Origin of the sequence: Streptomyces sp. NPDC048018, from assembly GCF_043202995.1 — a bacterium.
Lineage (GTDB): Bacteria > Actinomycetota > Actinomycetes > Streptomycetales > Streptomycetaceae > Streptomyces.
The window spans coordinates 219,267-239,675 of sequence record NZ_JBIDBK010000008.1 but is presented as its reverse complement, the minus strand read 5'-3'; the positions used below and the strand labels follow the sequence as shown (position 1 = coordinate 239,675).

The following is a 20,409-nucleotide window of genomic DNA, read 5'->3' as shown; positions in this document are numbered from 1 at the left end:
GCGCCGGCCCAGGTACCGGCGTCCGCGCCACCGCCGCCGTCGCAGCACCCCGCCGACCCGCCCATCTACTCGGCGGTGCTCCGACTGTGGGCCAGCCACGGCAGGTCCCTGCCGGGCCACCGCGACCCGGAGTGGAGCCGCCTGGCGGCGGGTCCCGTCTGGGCCGACCGCACCGTACGGGTCAACGGGACTCTGGTCCGGCCAGGTGACGGGCGATGACCACGCGCTGGATCTGATCGGTCCCCTCCACGATCTGGAGCACCTTCGCCTCGCGCAGGAACCGCTCGACGGGGAAGTCGGCGGTGTAGCCGTAGCCGCCGAGTACCTGCACGGCGTCCGTCGTGGCCCGCATCGCCGCCTCCGAACAGAAGAGCTTCGCCATGGCGGCCTGCCGGCCGAACGGGCGGCCCTCGTCGCGCAGCCGCGCCGCCTCCAGGTACAGGGCCCGGCCGGCCTCGACCTGCGTGGCCATGTCCGCGAGCAGGAAGCGCAGGCCCTGGAAGTCCGCGATCGGCCGGCCGAACTGGCGTCGCTCGCGCGCGTACCCGACGGCGGCGTCCAGCGCTGCCTGGGCCAGGCCCACCGCGCACGCCGCGATGCCGAGGCGCCCCGAGTCCAGGGAGGCTAGGGCGATCGCGAACCCCTGGCCCTCCGCGCCGATGCGCCGCGCGTCGGGCACCCGTACGCCGTCGAGGTGGATCTGGGCGGTGGGCGAGCCCTTCATACCCATCTTGCGCTCGGGTGCGGCGGCGCTGAGCCCCGGCGCGTCACCGGGCACCAGGAATGCGGTGATCCCCTTGGGGCCCTCGCCGCCGGCGCGGGCCATCACGGTGTAGAAGTCGGCGATCCCCCCATGGGTGATCCAGGCCTTCGTGCCGTCCAGGACCCAGTCGTCGCCGTCCCGCACCGCGCGGGTACGCAGGGCCGCCGCGTCGGAGCCGGAGGACGGCTCGGAGAGGCAGTACGCCCCCAGGAGACCGCCGCCGAGCATCGCGGGCAGCAGGGCGGCCCGCTGCGCGTCGGTGCCGAAGGCAGCCAGGGCATGACAGGACAGGCTGTGCACGCTGATGCCCAGGGCCACGGTAAGCCGGGCGGCGGCCAGCCCTTCCAGGACCTGGAGATGGACGGTGTACGGCTGGTCGCCGCCCCCGTACGCGGAGTCGTACGGAAGCCCGAGCAGCCCTGAGGTGGACAGCAGGGTGAAAAGCCCCCGGGGGAAGTGCCCGGCGTCCTCCTCTTCGGCGGCGCGGGGCGCGATCTCGCGCGCCGCGATCTCGCGGACGAGGGCGAACAGCTCCCTGGCCTCGTCGGTGGGCAGCCGGCGTTCCACGGGCCGCGGGGCACGGTCGGGCATGGCGGCGCACTCCTCGTGGTCGGGGGTTCGACGATGCGCCGGGGCGGGGCGGGGGCCAGCGGCCGCGGCGTATGGAGTATGCCCACCGCTGACCGGGCGGCACCCTCACTCCGACCGGAGCGGCGCCTCCCTGGGCGTCCTGCCCGGCACCGACAAACCTTCACCTGGGGGCTAGCGCCGCTTCTGCCTGAGATGACGAGCGCGGCCGGCTGCCGCTCGTGACCTGAGACCGGCGTCCGGGTGCCCCCAACTCCCCTGCCTCCGGGCCCGCCAGAGAGGCGGATGCACATCGGCGCGGTGCCGGCGGCTCTGCACGAGAAGCCGGCACCGCGCCTCCTACGAACACCGATGAGCCGCTGCGATGCAGGATGTCCTGATACCCCTGCACCCACCCGACGCCGTCACCCGGCCGGCCCCGCCGCCTCGGTGAACGGCGACGGCGATGAAGAAGACCACGAAGGGCGTCGTCGGACTGTTCACGGCCGGCTCGATGCTGCTGGTCGTGCCGGCCCTCACCTTCGGCGCCGGGACCGCTTCGGCCTCCTGCCCTACCGACGGCGCGCAGTCCGTGGAAGCGCGGCGGTCGCCGACCAGGTGAAGTCCATCCTGAAAGGCGGCGTGGCGGGCGGCTGCACCGCCGACGGGGACGGGACCGACTTCGGCTACCATCCCGGCCGGCGCGCTGCCCGAGCACTACAGCATCCCCGCCACCGCTCCGCGAGAAGCCTGCGACGGGATACCCCGGTCGACCGCGGCCGCGTCGGCGTACCTGGCGGCGACCTGCTGGGGGTCGAGGGTCCGGGCCCCCCGGTACGACGGCCGGCTCGACGTCACCTGGCTCACCGACGAAGCTCCGAAGCTCACCTTCGGTCGCCTCCGGCTCCACTGGGAGCCCCTTCCCGCGCCGGGTGGAACGTCAGCACCCACCTGGGCATGGCCACCGCAGAGGTACACCTCGCCTCCCGGCCGTCCGCCCCGGACGACTGGCCGCGCCTGGTCCGGCCGACCCTCCACGAGGTGACCGGCCTCTGCGCCGCCCTCGCGTTCGCCACCGCCGCCCTCGGCCCCTCAGTAGGCGCAGTCGTCGTAGACCTGGTAGTCGCGGCCTTCGCAGAGGCTGTGGGAGTACGCAGGGTCCCGGATCTCCATCGTGGGCTTCGGAGCGGAAGGAGCGGGGTTCTCGTTCGTCGAGGCGATGAGTGACACGACGGCGGTGATCAGGAGGGCGACTGCGGCCAAGGCGCATCCGGTGCGCGGCTGCCCCACCGTGCCCGGCGCGGCATTGCGTCCCGGACGGGCACGGCGGTGCCCCGCCTGCTCGTAGTGGTCAGCCATCACCTGCGTGTACGGGATGCCGATACGCAAGGGGACGACCTTCCCGCACTGCCGGCAGTTGTACTTGCCCATCATCCCCCCACGGATGAGAACGGTTCTTGAGCCTGCCAAGAGGCGCGATGCCCGCTCCACCCGCGGCGGCGGGCGGCTCCTCGGTCACCCGCTCCGCTCGACTCGGTCCTTGGCCCACCACAGGAACGCGGCCGAGTGCTGCTGGTTGGCGAACCCGTCCCCGACGAGGGTGCGAAGGAGATCGTTGCTCCAGAGAATGAGGCGCCCGCGGGTCCAGCTCACCGACTCGGGTGCCGGAAGCTCCAGGCCGTAGACCAGGCGCGCGATCTCGCGCTTGCCACCCGCGTCTGTCATGTACTTGAGGATCGTGAGGAACCGCTCGGGATACACCACGCACAGAACCTTGGTGAGGAGTGCTTCCTTGAAGCCGGTCATGGCGAACGGCTGCGAGCCGTCGAGCAGTTGCTGGAACCGGTCCTCCAAGGGGACCTCGTCAGGCCCGTACAGGAGGTATCCGATCGTGGAGCGGGTCGCCTCGGCTGCCGCCGCATCGCCCATGTCGTTCCACGCGGAATTGAACGTGGCCTGGTTCCCGGGCCGCGCGCCGATCTCGGAGTTGGCGAAGTCCTTGAGCACCTGTGGGTCGCACGTCCACAGTCCGTCGGGGGCGAACACCTCCTGGTACTTGGACCAGTAGGCGGCTACTCGTGGGTCGAAGTCCGGCTTGACCGCGAGATACTGCGCCTTGAGCCGGGCCACACGCTCCAACCGCTCGGGGTCGACGTCCTCGGGCTTCGGGAATCGTGCCCTGAGGACCTCGAAGGAGCGGGCCGTCTGCCTCTGCGGGGCCGAGGGCTCGCGATGCTCCCACTCGAAGCCACATCGGTGTCGGACCGTCCGGCGTCCGCCGTCGAGCGTCGCGCGCACCTCGATGTCCTCGTCGTCACTGCACAGTGGACACATGACCACGGACATGGCTACCCCCGGTTCTCCTCGCGCCGCCGCCCACCCCTGAGCCGGCCCGCTCCCCCATCGGTGATGGCGAGCGTACCCGTCGCACCCGGCTTGATGCCGCCCAACCCGTGAGCGGGAGGGCGGGAGCTGGAATCGCTGCCGACGGCTCTGCTGGGACTCGTTCAGCGCCGCCGGACGCACCCGCGCCCGGAACCAGTCAGTCCGGAACCAACCTGGTGGATTCGGGCCGAACCGCGGGACGTCGAGCCGTAGGATTCGGCAGCGAGCGCCGCCGGCGTCTGACCGTCGAGCGCCGTCACGGGGAGGAGATCGCATGCAGGAGCCTTCGGAGTCGAAGGAGACCGCCGATCCGGGGGAGAACGGCCGGAGCGATACGGCCGACTCACCTGCTGTCGACGGTCCGACGTCGAACTCGGACGTCGACTCGACGACGACGGCGTCGACGGTCCTGGTGGAGGTGCTCCCGGGGGTGGCTGTCGTCGCCGGTGAGGTCCCGCCGGAGCTGAAGCCTGATCTGATCGACTTCGGGATCGTGCCGGCCGTCGACCGCAAGCAGATCTCAGCGATCCTCGCCTCGATCGGTAACGCGGCGACCTTGGCAGGCAACCTCGGAAACGCGTTCGCCAGCGTGCAGGGGCTCTACAGGATCGGCGACACGGCGCAGGCCCTGTTGAAGAGCGGTGCGACACTCGCCGTCAAGGACGGCGGGAACCTCGGCACAGTGATGGGCCCCGGCGGCTTCTTGCATCAGGCCCGCTTCTACTCCGTGAACGCAGTGAGCAAGGCGCAGACCGCGGCCTTGATCGGGCCGGCGCTGGCCATGGTCGCCCTTCAGATGATGCTGAGTGAGGTCTCGGGCCTCGTCAGGTCCAACCTCGCGATGACACGCCAGGTCCTCACCGACATCCGCAAGGATCAGTGGGCCGAACTGACCGGGCTCGTCGCCGCCATCGATCGCGCGGTCGACCAGGCGCGAGAGATCGAATCGGTCCCGACGTCCTTGTGGGAGGACGTCGCGGGCAGCGGAGCGCTGCTGCAGAAACAGCTTGAGCTCTACCAGGGGAACGTCCGCGACCACGTCCGGCAGATCGGTCGGGCCGAAGCACGCAGCCACCGTGAGTACCTGCAGACGAACGCCGAGGCCATCGCCTTCGACGCCTACGCCCTGTTGTCCTCCCTCAAGGCGTGGACCGGATATCACGCGCTTCGCGCCGCGAGAGCGAGAGCCGCCGGGCGCGAGGACGCCGCCGAGGCGCAGTACGCCGAGGTCATCGCGCGCGACACCCGCGCGGAGTTCGACTCCACGCTCGCCGAGTCGACAAGCCTCGTCGACTCGCTGACGCGGGAACTGCGGATCACCGCCGAGCTGCCCGGACCCGACACATGGCCGCTGCCGGGTAAGCGCAAGGACGTGAAGACGGCCCGTGAAACCTCCGCACGCCTGCTGGAAGCGATCGCGCCTCTCGCCGACGCTCTCCGTCCGCCGGCCCCTCCGCTCCATGCTCCGAGCGTCGTCTGCGCGCCCGAAACGCTAGATCTCGCGCCGTACCTCCCCATCCTGCGATGGTTCCTCACGGACGGCGAGACCCTCCGCGTCCTCGGCTTCCCCGAACAGCTCGATGCCCTCGGTCCCATATCCGCGATCTTCAGCGGAGCGAAGGAGAAGTTGGCGGCGGCAAGGGACAAGGCCGCGGCGAAGACCCTGGTCGCCGTCACGAATCGGCGCGTCATCACAGCCAGGACGAACACGTTCCTCGATCAGGGCGAGATCGTTCAGGACATCCCGATCGACCAGGTGCGATACGTACGGGCAGCGACCGCACAGGACAGAAGCGCGCGTTTGGCCGTCGACCTCATCACACGCGACGAGAACATCCGGTGGCTCTTCCACGCCGACATCGACCACGCTCACGTGGACGCGCTCGCCGCCGTGCTCGCCGAGTCGATGACGATCCCGGACGTTGAACGCGCTGAGCTTCAACAACGGCGCTATGCCCTCACCGAGGCGGGCAGGAAGAGCGAGAGCACCGGCACGAACGGCACGAAACCGACTGGCTCCGACACCCCGGCCTGCGATGACGCGTAGGCCCGGAGCTGTCCCGTTGTAAACCAGGTTCGCTGCGCGATCCTGGGCCGATCCGAGGTAGTGCTCCTGATTCTGCGCACTACGCCCTGCGACAGAGTCCGGGTGGTACGGATCTCCCTTGAGCCCTGTACTACCGCACGGTAGATCGCGAGCCGGTTCGTTCGTACAGGCTTTCTGGACAAGCCCAGCCCGCGTGGTCACGATCCGGCAACGGAGTTCCGACCGGTTTCAGTGGCCAACCGCCCAAGCAGTTCGCATCCCCTGAGCCGTGGCAGGTGTGCCAGCTGTACTTCGCCGTCAACCCGTCTGCCCCACGCTCACCGCGCCGGGCACATCGCAGAGGTCACCTGATGGCGCCGTCTACCCTCCGCGTCCACCTTTGTTCCTCGGTGATGCCGCCCAACGTCCCATGCCTCGAGGCGTACACGGCGTCTTCGTCCGCTGCGCCCCGGTCCACCACTGCCCCGGTTCCGACGACCCGGGTGCCAAAGCAACGGGCGGGCGGGACCCCTTCGCCCACCCGCCCGTTGACCGGCTGGCACGCTCCAGGTCAGGCCACGAGATAGCGAACCGCGTCGACGACGTGCGGACCGTACCCGAATGCCGCGCCGAGCCGCTCGAGGCGCCCGTACGTCTCGGGCGACAGGCGCGAGCAGAGCTCGTCGGCGGCCCTCAACAGGAAACGGAACGCCAGCTCCGAGCACACCGTCTCGGCGCAGCGCACCAGTGCGTCCCGCGTCGGTTCCAGCGGCACGTGGCTTCGGTCCGGCCGCTGGTCGAGGATCCCGACCAGCTCCACCACCTCGGCCGCCAGCCGCCGATGCTCCACCGCCACCGCACTCGGCCCGCCCGCCCCGCACGCGGGGTACGAGGAGCAGCCGGCCTCCGACGCGCCACTCGAACGCGCGAGGGGAACAGCCACACCGAGGAGCCTCTCCAGCCACGCGCGCTCGGCGCCCCGGATCTCCGGCGACCCGCCGAGCGGCGGGTCCGTGGCCCTCCACAGTAGGTTGAGCTCCTCGCCGTCAAGGCCGGAGTCCCGCAGCCGCAGGATGTCCTCGATGAGGAGGGTGAGGCCCGTGGGGTCGCCCTCCGGGGCGCCGAGGTACGCCCGGACGTGGTCCAGTTCGTCCTCGGCGTCAAGGACCCAGTCCCCGTGGAAGGAGGCCCCCAGCGCGGTGACACCGAAATCGAAGTCCATCCACTCGTGCTGAGCTTCGGGGTTGTGCACGGAAATACTCCTCCTTACAGCGGGTAGGCGGTCAGGACGTAGAAGCCGCCGGGCTTGTGCCCCTGCTTGACGGCCAGGGTCACGGAGAAGCGGTTGCTCGTCGTCTTCGTGTGGTTGCCGAGGTGGTCGACGCTGTCGCCGAGCGATCCGGTCCCGTACGTCCCGGTCAGCGTGAGCTGCTGGGGCTTTCCGGGCTTGCCGGAGTCCCGTACCCACTTCTCGATGCGGGCCTTGTTCTCGTCGACGAGCTGGTTGACCGCCTTCTGGGCCAGGTCCGCGCTCGACCACCGCGAGCTGGGGGTAGGCCTGCCGACCTTGTTGGTCTTCTTGATCGCCAACTTCTTCATGTCGTCCAGATCCACGTCGACGTGCTCGTCCAGCGTGTGGGCGACGCCCGGGAAGAGTCGCTGGGCACGTCCCAGGTCGGTGCAGTTGTGGACGAGGACGTCCTCGGTGCCGACCTGCACGTAGTAGCTGTCGATCCCGCTGACGTCGAGGTCGTACGTGTCCTGGTGGCCGGCGTATCGGGCCGTCGCGGTCACCAGGACCTGCGCGCCCTCCGGCGTCCGCAGACGGTCGCCCGCGGCCAAGGTGCCGGCGGGCACCCAGGACTGGCGCTCGGGCAGCCAGTACCGGTGGCCCTCGGTGGATGTGACGGACGACTCCGTGCCGTCGTCCCCGGCGACCGTGAGGCGTACGAACGTCTTGTCCGTCAGGGAAGAGGTGAACGGCACCGAAAGGACCGGCCGGGGCTCGGTCGGCTCCGCGTCACCGCCGGCTTCGGTCGCCAGGACCAGGTCACCATCCCGGATGTCCTGGATCGGCCGGTGTGAACCGTTCGCCATCAGGACCCGCGTGCCCGCCGGGAAGCTGTTGCACGCGAAGATGTCGTCGGCCTTGCGGGCGGCGCGGATGTCGTCGGGGATGAGCTTGCCGCCGGTCTTGAGCCAGCGCAACAACGCGAGCGAGCCCAGGATCCGGTCCGTGGTGCTCAACTGCTCGCCCGTGCCGGAGTCCTTGCCGGTGAGGGCGTCCAGGATGCCCTTGCCGTCCCCGATGCCGGGCAGCAGGTCGAGCAGCAAGGACATCCGGCGCTCCTGGGCGGCGAGCTCCTCGGGTGACATGCTGTTCGCGCCGATGTTGTCGGCGATCTTCGAGAAGTCGAAGTCGATGTCCGGCAGTTCGTGGAGGCGGTCCGTCGCCTTGTTGAGGTCGGAGACCGCCTTCTTCGTCTGCTCCATGCCCTTGTTGGCCTGGCCGACGCCCTTGTTGAGCTCCTTCATGCCCTTGTTGGCCTGGTTCAGGCCCTTGTTGACCTGGTCGATCCCCCGGTTGACGTCGACCATCGCGTCGTTCATCTGGTCGAGGCCGGCGTTCATCTGATCCAGGCCTTCGATGGTCTGGTCGAGGGCCTTGTTGATGTCCTTGAAGAAGCCGGCGATGTCAAGGGTCGGCCCCTTGTAGTCCGGCAGGTCGGGCCTGGGTGGCTGGTGGTACTCCGGGGCGGAGAGGGTGAGCAGGACGAGGGCCAGGACGGAGTCGTTGTGATCGCCCAGGAGCCGCGAGGCCTCCACCAGGTTGGTGCGGAGCCTGTCCATGTGCGGCTTGGCCGCCTTGAGCGCCTTGACCGTCTGCTCGAAGACCTGCCTCTTCTTCTCGGGATCCGTCTCCTTGTCCGGATCCAGCAGGGCAAGCGGCTGAAGGCTGTCGAGCGCCCGGAGTTCCTTGTTCAACTGGACGAAGGACGCGCCCCCGTCCCGCATCGCCTTCTGTGAGATGTAGAGATAGAGCCCCACGCCGACGCCGATCTTGACAGACGTGAGCGCGAACTCCTTGTAGCACTTCGGCCGCTCCAGGAGCGGCTTCTCACCGCACTTGGAGTACTGCGAGATCCGTGCCGCGATCTCCAGCAGCGTAGGTTCCCGCTCGGCCTGCGCGGCCGCCGCCGCGGTCCCCGCGCCGCCGACGACGGTCAGGCACAGGACGGTGACGAGCGTGACGATCTTCTGTTTGATGTGCTGATACATGCGTTCCTTACGGCGCCGACCCCCTGGGCCCGCGCTCCCCCTGGCAGCGAATCCGCTGCCGTCAATGCCGTGCGCATGACGCGGCGCACGTGGTCGCGGCCGAGGGTAGACCGTTACCGCAGGTCATGATCATTCGGCCTTCGGGGAGAGAACGAGGGCCTCGGAGGGTCACCGTGGCCCTGACCAACGGAGTGTCCGTTCACGAGGTGTCTCGCCGGCTCGGACATCGGTCGGTCAAGGTCGCGGTAGACCGGTCCGGCCGCCTCACGCAGGACGGGCAGGAGCGCTGCCGTCAGGTCGTCGAGGCGGCCGTGGGGCCGTGGGGCCGTGCATGGTCACGCCAGGCCGAGCGCCTGCAGTGCGCGGTGCTGGCCCGGTGTCGGCTTGGCCGGCCAGTACAGGTAGCAGACACCGCCCGTACCGCTTCTGACCTTGCCGTTCGCATCGTAGCGCTTGGTGCGGAGCCAGATGTTCTCCCATTCGCGCCGTCGGTAGACCCGGCGGACGGCCGGGTTGCTGGGCGAGGCGGGGTCGTTGGCGATCACGTCGCCCGAGGCCGTGAAGCCGATGACCGCCATCAGGTGGCCGGAGGTGCCGTAGCCGGCGCCCGTCAGCTCCTCCTTGCGGAAGGACTGGGACGTTATGGCCGGGATGCCGGCCCGGATCAGGGTCTCCAGGTCCGTGAGGGAGCGCAGCCGGGTGACCACCGCGTTCAGGTCCGGGTAGGTCGCGGCGTAGGCGGCGTTGAAGGGCCAGTTGCCGCAGCCCTCGTACTGGTAGTCGTAGGTGTGGCGGGCCGCGTGGCAGACCTGGGGGTCGGCGAAGTCCGGGTTCACCCAGGCCAGGTCCGCGGTCGTGGGGACGCGTCCCCAGTACTCGACGATCATCTGCGAGGAGGTGGGGCTGCACCAGGCCTCGCCGCCGTTGTCGTACTCGGGGTACTGGCCGACGTGGACGTTCTGCGAGTAGCGCGGGACGATCAGCTCGTGGTCGAGCCCGGGCTCGGAGGCGGGCACGGTGAAGCGGTCCGGGATGTCGGAGGCCATGGCGCCGACGCGCCGGACGACGGGGGTCAGCGTCGTACCGGGCTCGCGGTGGAGGGTGAGGCGCAGGCGGTACGAGAGGAGGCGGAGACCGCTCGCCGCGTCGTCGACGGCGAAGGTGTCGGTCCAGACGGAGGCCTTGCCGTCGCTCTGGTCGTCGACCGATGTGCGGCGGATGTCGGTGTCGCCGGCCGCCCAGCGGCCCATGACGAACCAGGGGGTGTCGGTGCCGTCGTTGTAGGTGCCGCGCAGCTCGACCTGGAGCCAGGTGCCGGGCGGGGTGTGGGCGTTCCAGGAGGCGATGACCTCGGTCGCCGGGACCGTGGAGGTGTGGGTGGGCGAGGTCCAGGTCGCGTACTCCCAGGTGCTCGTCCGGCCGGTGTGCGGGTCGGTGTAGTCGGTGCGGCCCACGGGGGTGTCGACGACCAGACCGGGGCGGTGGCCGGCGACCGCCCGGGTGCCGGCGGCGGTGCCGCAGCGCCAGTCGGTGTACGTGCTCCAGAAACGGTTGTCGACGAGCCCGGGCGCCGGCGCGTGGCCGCGCCCGGTGTCGGCGGCGCAGGCCTCGGCCGCGGTGGCGGCGCACGCCTCGGCGGCGGTGCCGGGCGCGGCGGATCCGGGCGTCGCGGAGGCGGCGGTGACGGTCGCGGCGGTCGCGGTCGTTCCCGCGGCCGCCGCGAGGGCCGCGGCGAGGACGGTTCTGCGCGGGGTGGCAGGGGGCATGGGCGGTGACCCTCCAGTCGGTGGTGGCGAAGGGACGGGCTGCGCGCCCACTATCGCGGCTCGCGGACGCCTTCTGCCAGCGATTCGACGCGTGCCGCCCGAGCAATATTGGTCTCCACCAGTGGCGCTACCCGCCGCGCTGACCTGCGGCGGGCCATCACGACGCGGTCCCCTACCCTGGGCCCATGAAGGATCTCGACCGCGTGGCCACCGCTCTGCGCCGGCTGCCGCCCTCCTGCGGCCCGGTACGGCTCGTCGCGGTCGACGGGCACGCGGGCTCGGGCAAGTCCACGCTCGCCGAACGGCTCTCGGGCGCCCTGGGCGGCGCCCCGGTCCTCCATCTCGACGACCTCGCCACGCACGAGGAGCTCTTCGCGTGGACGGGCCGGATGCTCGCCGAGGTGATCGGGCCGCTCTCCCGGGGTGAGACGGCGTCGTACCACCCGTACGACTGGAATCGGCGCGCCTTCGGTCCGGCGAGGCCGCTGGAGCCGGCACCCGTGGTGCTCGTGGAGGGCGTGGGGGCCGGGCGGCGGGAGCTGCGGCCCTTCCTGGCGGGGCTCCTGTGGATGGAGCGCGGTCCCGAGGCGTCCTGGGCGCGTGGCCGTCGCCGGGACGGGCCGGACCTCTCCGCCTTCTGGGACGGATGGACGGTGGCGGAGACTCGCCATTTCTCGGCCGATCCCTCGCGCCCGTTCGCCGACGCCCTGGTGAAGGAGCGCGGCGAGGGGTACGCGTGGCTGACCGGACCCCGTGTGACAGCAGGCCCGAACCAGATCATCACCCAATGTGACGACTCCCCGGCCGCAAACTGAGTGGCCGGAACTCCGCTTCCGCAAGTGCCTCAACTCGGCTTGACCCAAGGGGCGTACAGGTCTTACGTTCTGAATGTGCGGCTCTCCGGAGTCGCCGCGGACGCGAAGCCCCCGGTTGTTCCCCCGTGATCGGGGGCTTCGTTCTGCCCCTACGCTCACCGAGGGTCACCGAGGGTGAGCCTGCGCCGGATCGCGTCGATCACGGCCGATCGGCTTCTTCTCCCCCATCACGCACCCCCTGCGCAGGTACGATGCCCCCGGTGCGGTCAATTCCCGTCCACGTGTAGACGGTTGTGGGGGACCTGATGGACTTCGGCACACAGGGCACGCATGCCCCCGCCGAGCTCGCCTGGCTGCGGGGAATCGACGCCTACACGATGGGCGCCTATCCGCAGGCCGAGGAGGAGTTCCGGACTGCGGTGCGCATCGACCCCGGCATGGCCGACGGCTGGCTCGGCCTGCACGCGCTGCGGGTCGACACCACGACCGCGCTGCTGCGGATGTACCGCAATCGCGAGCGCTTCGGCGAGCAGCGCACCCGGCACCGGAGGACCCTCAACTCCTGGTACTGGCTGGGCTGGTGGGTGCAACCGGTGCTCGAGAGCCCGCGGGACCTGCTTCTCGCGCACGCCTCGCACTGGCTCGACGGGCGCCATGTGCCCGAGCTCGACCGGGCGCTCGCCGGACTCCCGCCCGTCGACGCCGATCCGCAGGTCCGCTTCCTGCACGCGTGCCGCTCGTACCTGGTCAAGGACTGGGACCAGCTGGTCCGCCACACGGAGCCGCTGGTCGACGACCCGCTCCTCGGCATCGAGGCGGGGCTCTTCGGCGGCATGGCCCGGGTACGGCTGGAGATGTACGGGCAGGCCGAGCCGCTCCTGGCCGCGGCCCTCATGCGCTGCCGCAGCGAGCAGCCGCAGCGCAAGGAACTGCGCTACTGGCTGGCCCGGGCGCACGAGGGCACCGGCCGCACCGCCGCCGCGCTGCCGCTCTACCGGGCGGTGCACCGGATCGACCCGGCGTTCATGGACACGGCGGCGCGGCTCGCCACCATCGCCGAGTACGACGGCTTCGAGGGCCCGGACGACCCGGTCGGACTGGCCCCCGCCCTGTACGGGGGTCTCGGCGGCCAGGACGCGGTCGACGGGGAGCGGCTCGATCCGGACGGCGCGGCCGGCGAGGGGCTGCTGGTCAAGCCCGGGGCGGTGGCGCCGCCCGCAGCGCCGGAGCCCCCCGAGTTCGTCCGCCAGAAGGCGGCGGTCCCGGCCCAGCCGGCGCCGCCCCGCTTCCCGGCCGGGCCCACGGACCCGGCCCTGCTGGCGGAGGCGCTCGCGGAGCTGGAGCGGATGGTCGGCATGGAGCCGGTCAAACGCCAGGTCAAGGCCCTGTCGGCGCAGCTGGAGATGGCCCGGCTGCGCGCCGGACAGGGCCTTCCCGTGCAGCCGCCGAAACGGCACTTCGTCTTCTCCGGCCCCTCGGGCACCGGGAAGACCACGGTCGCCCGCATCCTCGGCCGGGTCTTCTACGCCCTCGGGCTGCTCGGCGGCGACCATCTCGTGGAGGCCCAGCGGGCCGACCTGGTCGGCGAGTTCCTGGGGCAGACCGCCGTGAAGGCGAACGAGCTGATCGACTCGGCGGTCGGCGGGGTGCTCTTCGTCGACGAGGCCTACTCGCTGTCCAACAGCGGCTACAGCAAGGGCGACGCCTACGGCGACGAGGCCCTCCAGGTCCTCCTCAAGCGCGCCGAGGACAACCGCGACCACCTGGTCGTCATCCTGGCCGGCTACCCCGAGGGCATGGACCGGCTGCTCGCCACCAACCCCGGCTTGTCGTCCCGCTTCACCACCCGCGTCGACTTCCCCTCGTACCGCCCGCTCGAACTCACCGCGATCGGCGAGGTCCTCGCCGCCGCGAACGGTGACGGCTGGGACGAGGAGGCCCTGGACGAGCTGCGCTCGATCAGCGCGCACGTGGTCGACCAGGGCTGGATCGACGAGCTCGGCAACGGGCGCTTCCTGCGCACCCTGTACGAGAAGTCCTGCGCCTACCGCGACCTGCGGCTCTCCGGCTATCCGCACACTCCGGGCCGCGAGGACCTCGCCACCCTGCGGCTGCCGGACCTCATGCAGGCCTACGGCGAGGTCCTGTCGGGCCGCGGACCTGCGAACCGCGGCCCGCAGGAACCCCCGGGCCTCTGACCCCTCCCCCGACCTCCGGCCGCCGCGGGCCGCCGCCCCGGACCGCGGCCCGCAGAAACCCCCGGGCCTCTGCCCCCGGCCCGCGGCGGCCGCCCGATACCTCCGGGCATCCGACCGTGACCCGCGGCCCGCAGAAACCCCCGGGCGCCCGGGCCCCGGGCCCGCGGAGGCCACGAGGCCTCCGACCCCGACCGCAGCCCGCAGCCCGCAGCCCGCAGAAACCCGCCGACCCCCGGGGCATCCGCCCCGACCGCGGCCCGCAGAAACCCCCGGCCCCGGACCCCCGGCCCGGCATCCGCGGCCCCGGACCCCCGGCCCCGGGTCCGCTCAGCCCGTCAGCGCCTCCGCCGGTGCCGTCCCCTTCGACACCGACTCCGCCGGCGCCATCCCCGCCCGCCGTTCCGGCCGCGGCGCCGGGGCGAGCCGGTGGGCGGGGTCTCGGACCTCGCCGACCAGCATCTCCAGGACGTCTTCCAGGGCGACCAGGCCGAGCACCCGGCCCGAGGCGTCGGACACCTGGGCCAGGTGGGTCGCGGCACGGCGCATCACCGTCAGGGCGTCGTCGAGCGGCAGCTCGGCCCGCAGCGTGGCCATCGGGCGCCAGATCTGCTGGGGCACCGCCCGCTCACGGTCCTCCAGATCGAGGACGTCCTTCACGTGGACGAAGCCCATGAAGGTGCCGCGGCCCTCGCCGCGCACCGGGAAGCGGGAATAGCCGGTCCGGACCGTCAGCTCCTCGATGACCCGCGGGCTGACCGACGGCGGGACCGTGACCAGGGCGGACGAGGGGATGAGGACGTCCGTGACGGGGCGGGTGCCCAGTTCCAGGGCGTCCTCCAGGCGCTCCTGCTCGACCGGGTCGAGCAGACCGGCCTGGCCCGCGTCCTCGACGAGCCGGCCGAGCTGGGCGCTGGTGAAGACGGCCTCCACCTCTCCCTTCGGCTCGACCCTGAAGGCCCGCAGGACCAGGCGCGCGCAGGTGTCGAGGGCGTTGGTGACCGGCCGGCAGACGCGGGCGAAGCCGACGAGCCCGGGGCCGAGCGCGAGTGCCGTGCGCTCGGGGTCGGCCATGGCCAGGTTCTTCGGGACCATCTCGCCGATGACCAGGTGGAGGGAGACCACGGCGGCCAGCGCGAGCACGTACCCGAGGGGGTGGATCAGGCCCTCCGGAATGCCCACGGCGTGGAAGACGGGTTCGAGCAGCCGGGCCACGGTCGGCTCGGCGACCGCGCCGAGGGTCAGCGAGGCGACGGTGATGCCGAACTGGGCCGCGGCCATCATCTGGGGCAGGTTCTCCAGGCCGTACAGGACCTGGCGGGCCCGCTTGCCGCCCAGCGGTTCGATCTGGCTGCGGCGCACGGAGACGAGGGCGAACTCGGCGCCGACGAAGAAGCCGTTGGCGAGTACCAGGAGGACGGCGAAGAGCAGGGGAAGCAGACTCATCGGGCCGCCTCCGCGGCGACGGGCACCGGGGCGGTGCGCACGATCCGCACCCGTTCGGCGCGGTAGCGGTCGACCTGGCGCACCGAGAGGCGCCAGCCGGGGAGTTCGGCCCGGTCGCCCGGGGCGGGGATCCGGCCGAGGAGATCGGCGACGAGCCCGGCGACCGTCTCGTACGGGCCGTCGGGCACGTCGAGTCCTATCCGGTGCAGGGTGTGCACGCGGCAGGATCCGTCGGCCTCCCAGACCTGGGAGCCGTCCTCGGAGGGCACGGCGGCCAGTTCCGGACGCTCGTCGGCTGCGGTGTCGTGCTCGTCGCGGACCTCTCCGACGAGTTCCTCGACGATGTCCTCGAGGGTGACGACGCCGGCGGTGCCGCCGTACTCGTCGACGACGACCGCGATGGGCTGCTCGCGGCGCAGTCGCTCCAGGAGGGCCTGGGCCGGCAGCGACTCGGGGACGAGCACCGGCGGGACGGCGATCCGGCCCACGGGGACCCGGTGGCGCTCCTGCGGGACGACGGCGAGCGCGTCCTTGAGGTGCACCATGCCGACGATCTCGTCGATCCGCTCGCGGTAGACGGGGAACCGGGACAGGCCGGTGGCCCGGGTGAGGTTGAGGACGTCGGCCGCGGTGGCGTCCGACTGCAGGGCGCTCACCTTCACCCTCGGGGTCATGACCTGCTCGGCGGTGAGCCCGCCCAGCGACAGGGTGCGGACGAAGAGGTCGGCGGTGTCCTGCTCCAGGGCGCCGGCCTGGGCGGAGTGCCGGGCGAGGGAGACCAGCTCCCCCGGGGTGCGGACCGAGTCGAGCTCGTCGGCCGGCTCCACGCCGAACAACCGTACGAGCCGGTTGGCGACGGTGTTCAGGAGCGTGATCACCGGCCGGAAGAGCACGGAGAACACGTGCTGCGGCCAGGCCACGAAGCGGGCGACCTGGAGCGGCCGGGAGACCGCCCAGTTCTTGGGGACGAGCTCGCCGACGACCATCTGGACGGCGGAGGCGAGCAGCATGCCCACCGCCACGGCGATGCCGGAGACGGCCCCTTCGGGCAGTCCGGTCGCGGTGAGCGGTCCGTGGAGCAGCCCGGCGAGGGCGGGCTCGGCGAGCATGCCGGTCACGAGCGAGGTGATCGTGATGCCGAGCTGGGTGCCGGAGAGCTGGAAGGACAGCTCGCGCAGCGACCTGACGACGGTGCGGGCCCGGCGGTCGCCTTCGGCGGCGGCGCGCTCGGCGTCGGCGCGTTCCACGGTCACGAGGCCGAACTCGGCGGCCACGAAGAATCCGTTGGCGAGGATCAGGACGAAGGCTGCGGCGAGCAGCAGAAGTGAGACGATCATGCCGCCGCCTCGGGTGATGGGGCGGCGCAGGTACTACCGGACGATCCGTCCATTGCTGGAGGGAGTCACTCCTCGGGTCGAAGGGCTGCCTCGCGGGCCGCCGGCGGGCGGCCCTGCACACGCGAGGCGGTGGCGCCGCTCGGCACCACCGCCACAAGAGTAGTCACGCCCGTGCCGGTACGGGCAGGGGGTCGGCCCCGTATGGGGGACGGATCAGGGTCGGTCCCGGGGGCCGCGGGCTCAGCCCCGCTCCGCTCCGCTGCCCCGGCTGTCGGCGAGGCCGCGGAGCGCGCGGGCGTCCTGGATGGCCTGCTGCTTGGCGATTCCCGGCTGGATGCCGAGCGCGGGGAGGCTGGTGCCGTCGCTCAGGTCGAGGAAGACCCAGGGGTCGCCGGGGCGCAGGTTGACCCGCAGGATCTCGGCCCAGGCGAGTCGGCGCGTCCGCGTGATGTTGACCACCGTGACGCCCTGCTCGTCGGCGACCACCTTGGGGCGGGCGAGCAGCACCAGGACGCCGAGGAAGAGCGCGGCGGTGAACACGAAGCTGGCCCGCTCGCCCGGTCCGAGCTTCTCCAGCATCATCCCGACGGTGGTGACGACGACGAACATCGCCACTCCGGCGGTCAGCAGGACGGCCCGGGTGCGGACCGGCCGGAAGGTGACCGGGAGGGCGGGAACGGTGGACTCGGGCATGGTCTTCCTAGCGGGCGGTGCGTCGGAGCGGCGGCGGGTCAGAGGCGGCAGGCGTGGATGGCCGTGGTGAGGATGGCGCGGGCGCCCAGCTCGTAGAGGTCGTCCATGACCTTCTGCGCCTCCTTGGCGGGGACCATGGCGCGGACGGCGACCCAGCCCTCGTTGTGCAGCGGCGAGACGGTGGGCGACTCGAGGCCGGGGGTGAGGGCGACGGCCTGCTCCAGGTGCTCGGCGCGGCAGTCGTAGTCCATCATCACGTACGACCGGGCGACGAGGACGCCCTGGAGGCGGCGCAGGAACTGCTGGACCTTGGGGTCGTCGGTCGGGGCGCCGGTGCGACGGATGACGGTGGCCTCGGAGGTGAGGATCGGCTCGCCGATGACCTCCAGGCCGGCGTTGCGCAGGCTGGTGCCGGTCTCCACGACGTCCGCGATGATCTGGGCGACGCCCAGCTGGATCGCGGTCTCGACGGCGCCGTCGAGGTGGACCACGGAGGCGTCGACGCCCTGCTCGGCGAGGTGCTTGGCGACGATGCCCTCGTAGGAGGTGGCGATCGTCATCCCGTGGAAGTCCTCGGGACCGTTGGCGGTGCCGGGCCGGGTGGCGTAGCGGAAGGTGGAGCGGCCGAAGTTCAGCGGCAGGATCTCCTCGGCGTTGGCGCCGGAGTCCAGGAGCAGGTCGCGGCCGGTGATGCCGATGTCGAGCCGGCCGGACGCCACGTAGATGGCGATGTCCTTGGGACGCAGGTAGAAGAACTCCACCTCGTTGTCCGGGTCGACGGTGACGAGCTCCTTGGACTCCTTGCGCTGCCGGTAGCCCGCCTCATGGAGCATCTCCATCGCAGGTCCGGAGAGAGAACCCTTGTTGGGGACGGCGATGCGCAGCATGGGGTGGGCTTCCTTTGCCTCAGGAGTTGCTGGGGTGTTCGGTGCTCGGTGTGTGCTCAGAGGTGGGCGTAGACGTCGTCGAGCGAGATCCCGCGGGCGACCATCATCACCTGGACGTGGTACAGCAGCTGCGAGATCTCCTCGGCGGCGGCTTCCTTGCCCTCGTACTCGGCGGCCATCCAGACCTCGGCGGCCTCCTCGACGACCTTCTTGCCGATGGCATGGACACCCTTGCCGACCAGTTCCGCGGTGCGGGAGGTCGCCGGGTCGCCGTTCTCGGCCTTGAGCTTGAGCTCGGCGAAGAGCTCTTCGAAGGTTTTGTTCGCCATGATGTCCTAAGAGTACGGGGTGTGAGGTGCCGGGCGCTCAGCGCCTCCATCAGGTGGGACGGAGGGCGGGCGCGCACTCAGCGCCAGGGTTCGCTGACCGTCCGCAGCGTGGTCGCGGTGGCGACGGCGGCGGTGACGGCCTCGTGGCCCTTGTCCTCGCGGGAGCCTTCGAGACCGGCCCGGTCCAGGGCCTGCTCCTCGTTGTCGACGGTCAGCACGCCGAATCCGACGGGTACGCCGGTGTCGATCGAGACCTGGGTGAGGCCCTGGGTGACGCCCTGGCACACGTACTCGAAGTGCGGCGTCCCGCCGCGGATGACGACACCGAGGGCCACGATGGCATCGTAGCCGCGCCCGGCGAGCACCTTCGCCACGACCGGGAGTTCGAAGCTGCCGGGGACGCGGAGCAGGGTGGGCTCCTCGATGCCGAGCTCGCTCAGCGCGCGCAGCGCGCCGTCGACGAGGCCGTCCATGATCTTCTCGTGCCACTGGGCCGCGATCACCGCGACGCGGAGGTCGCCGCAGTTCTTCACGCTGAGGACGGGTGCGCCCTTGCCGCTCATGTTGCTCCTTGCCGGTGTACGTACGCGATACGGACGATGAAGGGGTACGGGGTTACTGGTTGCCGCAGGTGCCGGCCGGAGTGCCCTCCAGCCAGGGCAGGTCGTGGCCCATCCGGTCCCGCTTGGTGCGCAGGTAGCGGAGGTTGTGCTCGCCAGCCTGGACGGGCATGGGCTCGCGGCCCTCGACGGTCAGGCCGTGCCGGGTGAGGGCGTCGATCTTGTCGGGGTTGTTGGTCATGAGCCGCAGGGTGCGGACCCCGAGGTCGGCCAGGATCTGCGCGCCGGCCGCGTAGTCGCGGGCGTCGGCGGGCAGGCCCAGCTCCAGGTTGGCGTCGAGGGTGTCGCGGCCGCGCTCCTGGAGCTCGTACGCGCGCAGCTTCGACAGCAGGCCGATGCCGCGGCCCTCGTGGCCCCGGAGGTAGACGACGACTCCGCGCCCGGCCTCGGTGATGCGGTCCATGGAGGCTTCCAGCTGGGGGCCGCAGTCGCAGCGCAGCGAGTGGAAGACGTCGCCGGTGAGGCACTCGGAGTGGACGCGGACGAGGACGTCCCCGCCGTCGCCGATCTCGCCGTGGACGAGGGCGACGTGTTCGACGCCGTCGACGGTGGAGCGGTAGCCGTACGCGGTGAAGTCGCCGTGCCGGGTGGGCAGGTGGACCTCGGCCTCGCGGCGGACGGTCGGCTCGGCGCTGCGCCGGTAGGCGATCAGGTCCTCGATGGAGATGATCGTCAGGCCGTGCTTGCGGGCGAACGGGATGAGCTCGGGCAGCCGGAGCATGACGCCGTCCTCGCCGGCGATCTCGACGATCGCGCCGGCCGGGCGGAGTCCGGCCAGGCGGGCGAGGTCGACGGCGGCCTCGGTGTGCCCGTTGCGGACGAGGACGCCGCCGGGCTTGGCGCGCAGCGGGAAGATGTGGCCCGGGCGGACGAAGTCGCCGGGCTCGTAGGTCCCGGCGGCCAGCATGCGCAGGGTGGTGGCGCGGTCGGCGGCGGAGATCCCGGTGGTGACGCCGTGGGCGGCGCTCGCGTCGACGGAGACGGTGAAGGCGGTCTGCATGGACTCGGTGTTGTCGTCCACCATCTGCGGCAGCCGGAGGCGCTCCAGCTCGTCCCCCTCCATGGGGGCGCAGATCAGGCCGCGGCATTCGCTCATCATGAAGGCGACGACCTCGGGGGTGGCCTTCTCGGCGGCGATGACGAGGTCGCCCTCGTTCTCGCGGTCCTCGTCGTCGACGACGACGACGGGGCGGCCGGCGGCGATGTCCGCGATGGCCTGCTCGACGGGGTCGAGGACGAGGTCGGTGGCGTCCCACAGGCGGTTCTGGGGTGCGGCGTGGAGCGCGTCGGACATGGCGGCG

Annotated in this window: 17 protein-coding genes; 4 read left to right on the top strand and 13 right to left on the bottom strand. The window is 71.5% G+C overall.

The features are described from left to right. Positions 1-181: 181 nt before the first annotated feature. A complete protein-coding gene (locus tag ACGF1Z_RS28630) occupies positions 182-1,354 on the bottom strand; it encodes an acyl-CoA dehydrogenase family protein (RefSeq protein ID WP_393008890.1) in 1,173 nt (390 codons plus the stop codon). 442 nt (positions 1,355-1,796) lie between these two features. On the opposite strand from ACGF1Z_RS28630, the gene ACGF1Z_RS28625 reads away from it, so the two are divergent. Beyond that, positions 1,797-1,952 carry a hypothetical protein gene (locus ACGF1Z_RS28625; RefSeq protein WP_393008888.1) on the top strand — a complete coding sequence of 52 codons (156 nt, stop codon included), beginning with the start codon at positions 1,797-1,799 and terminating at the stop codon, positions 1,950-1,952. Between the two features lie 470 nt (positions 1,953-2,422). On the opposite strand, the gene ACGF1Z_RS28620 is transcribed toward ACGF1Z_RS28625, so the two are convergent. Then, on the bottom strand, positions 2,423-2,764 hold the full coding sequence (locus ACGF1Z_RS28620; protein ID WP_393008886.1) for a hypothetical protein: 342 nt from the start codon (positions 2,762-2,764) through the stop codon (positions 2,423-2,425). A gap of 81 nt (positions 2,765-2,845) precedes the next feature. Then, the gene (locus ACGF1Z_RS28615; protein ID WP_393008884.1) at positions 2,846-3,676 is read right to left on the bottom strand and encodes a hypothetical protein; all 831 of its coding nucleotides are present in this window, start codon (positions 3,674-3,676) and stop codon (positions 2,846-2,848) included. Positions 3,677-3,989: 313 nt separating this feature from the next. Between ACGF1Z_RS28615 and ACGF1Z_RS28610 the strand changes: the two genes are divergently transcribed. Continuing rightward, positions 3,990-5,762, top strand: a complete 1,773-nt coding sequence (locus tag ACGF1Z_RS28610; RefSeq protein WP_393008882.1) for a hypothetical protein — start codon at positions 3,990-3,992, stop codon at positions 5,760-5,762. Between the two features lie 550 nt (positions 5,763-6,312). Here the strand turns inward: ACGF1Z_RS28610 and ACGF1Z_RS28605 are convergent. From ACGF1Z_RS28605 to ACGF1Z_RS28595, 3 genes are all read right to left on the bottom strand, one after another. After that, positions 6,313-6,993 carry a hypothetical protein gene (locus tag ACGF1Z_RS28605; RefSeq protein WP_393008880.1) on the bottom strand — a complete coding sequence of 227 codons (681 nt, stop codon included), beginning with the start codon at positions 6,991-6,993 and terminating at the stop codon, positions 6,313-6,315. A 14-nt stretch (positions 6,994-7,007) separates the two neighbouring features. Beyond that, positions 7,008-9,020: an RNase A-like domain-containing protein gene (locus ACGF1Z_RS28600; RefSeq protein ID WP_393008878.1), complete on the bottom strand. Its 2,013-nt coding sequence runs from the start codon at positions 9,018-9,020 to the stop codon at positions 7,008-7,010. Between the two features lie 335 nt (positions 9,021-9,355). After that, positions 9,356-10,786 (bottom strand): peptidase C39 family protein, encoded by a 1,431-nt coding sequence (locus ACGF1Z_RS28595; protein WP_393008876.1) that lies wholly within the window; start codon positions 10,784-10,786, stop codon positions 9,356-9,358. Between the two features lie 185 nt (positions 10,787-10,971). Here ACGF1Z_RS28595 and ACGF1Z_RS28590 point away from each other — a divergent pair, with 185 nt between their 5' ends. Both ACGF1Z_RS28590 and ACGF1Z_RS28585 read left to right on the top strand, forming a co-directional pair. Next, positions 10,972-11,601 carry a uridine kinase gene (locus ACGF1Z_RS28590; protein ID WP_393008874.1) on the top strand — a complete coding sequence of 210 codons (630 nt, stop codon included), beginning with the start codon at positions 10,972-10,974 and terminating at the stop codon, positions 11,599-11,601. Positions 11,602-11,906: 305 nt separating this feature from the next. After that, on the top strand, positions 11,907-13,799 hold the full coding sequence (locus tag ACGF1Z_RS28585; protein WP_393008872.1) for an AAA family ATPase: 1,893 nt from the start codon (positions 11,907-11,909) through the stop codon (positions 13,797-13,799). A gap of 327 nt (positions 13,800-14,126) precedes the next feature. Here ACGF1Z_RS28585 and ACGF1Z_RS28580 read toward each other — a convergent pair whose 3' ends face one another. The 7 genes from ACGF1Z_RS28580 to ACGF1Z_RS28550 all read right to left on the bottom strand — a co-directional run bounded on the left by ACGF1Z_RS28580 (position 14,127) and on the right by ACGF1Z_RS28550 (position 20,402). Beyond that, positions 14,127-15,242, bottom strand: a complete 1,116-nt coding sequence (locus tag ACGF1Z_RS28580; RefSeq protein WP_393008870.1) for a hemolysin family protein — start codon at positions 15,240-15,242, stop codon at positions 14,127-14,129. After that, the gene (locus ACGF1Z_RS28575) at positions 15,239-16,579 is read right to left on the bottom strand and encodes a hemolysin family protein (protein WP_393008868.1); all 1,341 of its coding nucleotides are present in this window, start codon (positions 16,577-16,579) and stop codon (positions 15,239-15,241) included. The genes ACGF1Z_RS28580 and ACGF1Z_RS28575 overlap by 4 nt, the downstream gene beginning before the upstream one ends. A 240-nt stretch (positions 16,580-16,819) precedes the next feature. Next, positions 16,820-17,272 (bottom strand): PH domain-containing protein, encoded by a 453-nt coding sequence (locus ACGF1Z_RS28570; protein WP_393008866.1) that lies wholly within the window; start codon positions 17,270-17,272, stop codon positions 16,820-16,822. Positions 17,273-17,310: 38 nt separating this feature from the next. Beyond that, a complete protein-coding gene (hisG, locus tag ACGF1Z_RS28565; RefSeq protein ID WP_393008864.1) occupies positions 17,311-18,159 on the bottom strand; it encodes an ATP phosphoribosyltransferase in 849 nt (282 codons plus the stop codon). 56 nt (positions 18,160-18,215) lie between these two features. Beyond that, positions 18,216-18,488: a phosphoribosyl-ATP diphosphatase gene (locus ACGF1Z_RS28560; RefSeq protein ID WP_376637414.1), complete on the bottom strand. Its 273-nt coding sequence runs from the start codon at positions 18,486-18,488 to the stop codon at positions 18,216-18,218. A 77-nt stretch (positions 18,489-18,565) separates the two neighbouring features. Further along, positions 18,566-19,051, bottom strand: coding sequence for a 6,7-dimethyl-8-ribityllumazine synthase (ribH, locus tag ACGF1Z_RS28555; RefSeq protein WP_393008862.1), 486 nt, complete (start codon positions 19,049-19,051; stop codon positions 18,566-18,568). Positions 19,052-19,103: 52 nt separating this feature from the next. Beyond that, complete coding sequence (locus tag ACGF1Z_RS28550; RefSeq protein WP_393008944.1) at positions 19,104-20,402, bottom strand: bifunctional 3,4-dihydroxy-2-butanone-4-phosphate synthase/GTP cyclohydrolase II; 1,299 nt, start codon at positions 20,400-20,402, stop codon at positions 19,104-19,106. Positions 20,403-20,409: the final 7 nt, after the last annotated feature.

Coding starts and splice junctions, on each gene's coding strand:
- ACGF1Z_RS28625 (WP_393008888.1), top strand. CDS start 1,797: ATGAAGAAGACCACGAAGGGCGTCGTCGGACTGTTCACGGCCGGCTCG.
- ACGF1Z_RS28630 (WP_393008890.1), bottom strand. CDS start 1,354: ATGCCCGACCGTGCCCCGCGGCCCGTGGAACGCCGGCTGCCCACCGAC.
- hisG (WP_393008864.1), bottom strand. CDS start 18,159: ATGCTGCGCATCGCCGTCCCCAACAAGGGTTCTCTCTCCGGACCTGCG.
- ACGF1Z_RS28590 (WP_393008874.1), top strand. CDS start 10,972: ATGAAGGATCTCGACCGCGTGGCCACCGCTCTGCGCCGGCTGCCGCCC.
- ACGF1Z_RS28595 (WP_393008876.1), bottom strand. CDS start 10,786: ATGCCCCCTGCCACCCCGCGCAGAACCGTCCTCGCCGCGGCCCTCGCG.
- ACGF1Z_RS28585 (WP_393008872.1), top strand. CDS start 11,907: ATGGACTTCGGCACACAGGGCACGCATGCCCCCGCCGAGCTCGCCTGG.
- ACGF1Z_RS28575 (WP_393008868.1), bottom strand. CDS start 16,579: ATGATCGTCTCACTTCTGCTGCTCGCCGCAGCCTTCGTCCTGATCCTC.
- ACGF1Z_RS28560 (WP_376637414.1), bottom strand. CDS start 18,488: ATGGCGAACAAAACCTTCGAAGAGCTCTTCGCCGAGCTCAAGCTCAAG.
- ACGF1Z_RS28620 (WP_393008886.1), bottom strand. CDS start 2,764: ATGATGGGCAAGTACAACTGCCGGCAGTGCGGGAAGGTCGTCCCCTTG.
- ACGF1Z_RS28580 (WP_393008870.1), bottom strand. CDS start 15,242: ATGAGTCTGCTTCCCCTGCTCTTCGCCGTCCTCCTGGTACTCGCCAAC.
- ACGF1Z_RS28610 (WP_393008882.1), top strand. CDS start 3,990: ATGCAGGAGCCTTCGGAGTCGAAGGAGACCGCCGATCCGGGGGAGAAC.
- ACGF1Z_RS28550 (WP_393008944.1), bottom strand. CDS start 20,402: ATGTCCGACGCGCTCCACGCCGCACCCCAGAACCGCCTGTGGGACGCC.
- ACGF1Z_RS28570 (WP_393008866.1), bottom strand. CDS start 17,272: ATGCCCGAGTCCACCGTTCCCGCCCTCCCGGTCACCTTCCGGCCGGTC.
- ACGF1Z_RS28615 (WP_393008884.1), bottom strand. CDS start 3,676: ATGTCCGTGGTCATGTGTCCACTGTGCAGTGACGACGAGGACATCGAG.
- ribH (WP_393008862.1), bottom strand. CDS start 19,051: ATGAGCGGCAAGGGCGCACCCGTCCTCAGCGTGAAGAACTGCGGCGAC.
- ACGF1Z_RS28600 (WP_393008878.1), bottom strand. CDS start 9,020: ATGTATCAGCACATCAAACAGAAGATCGTCACGCTCGTCACCGTCCTG.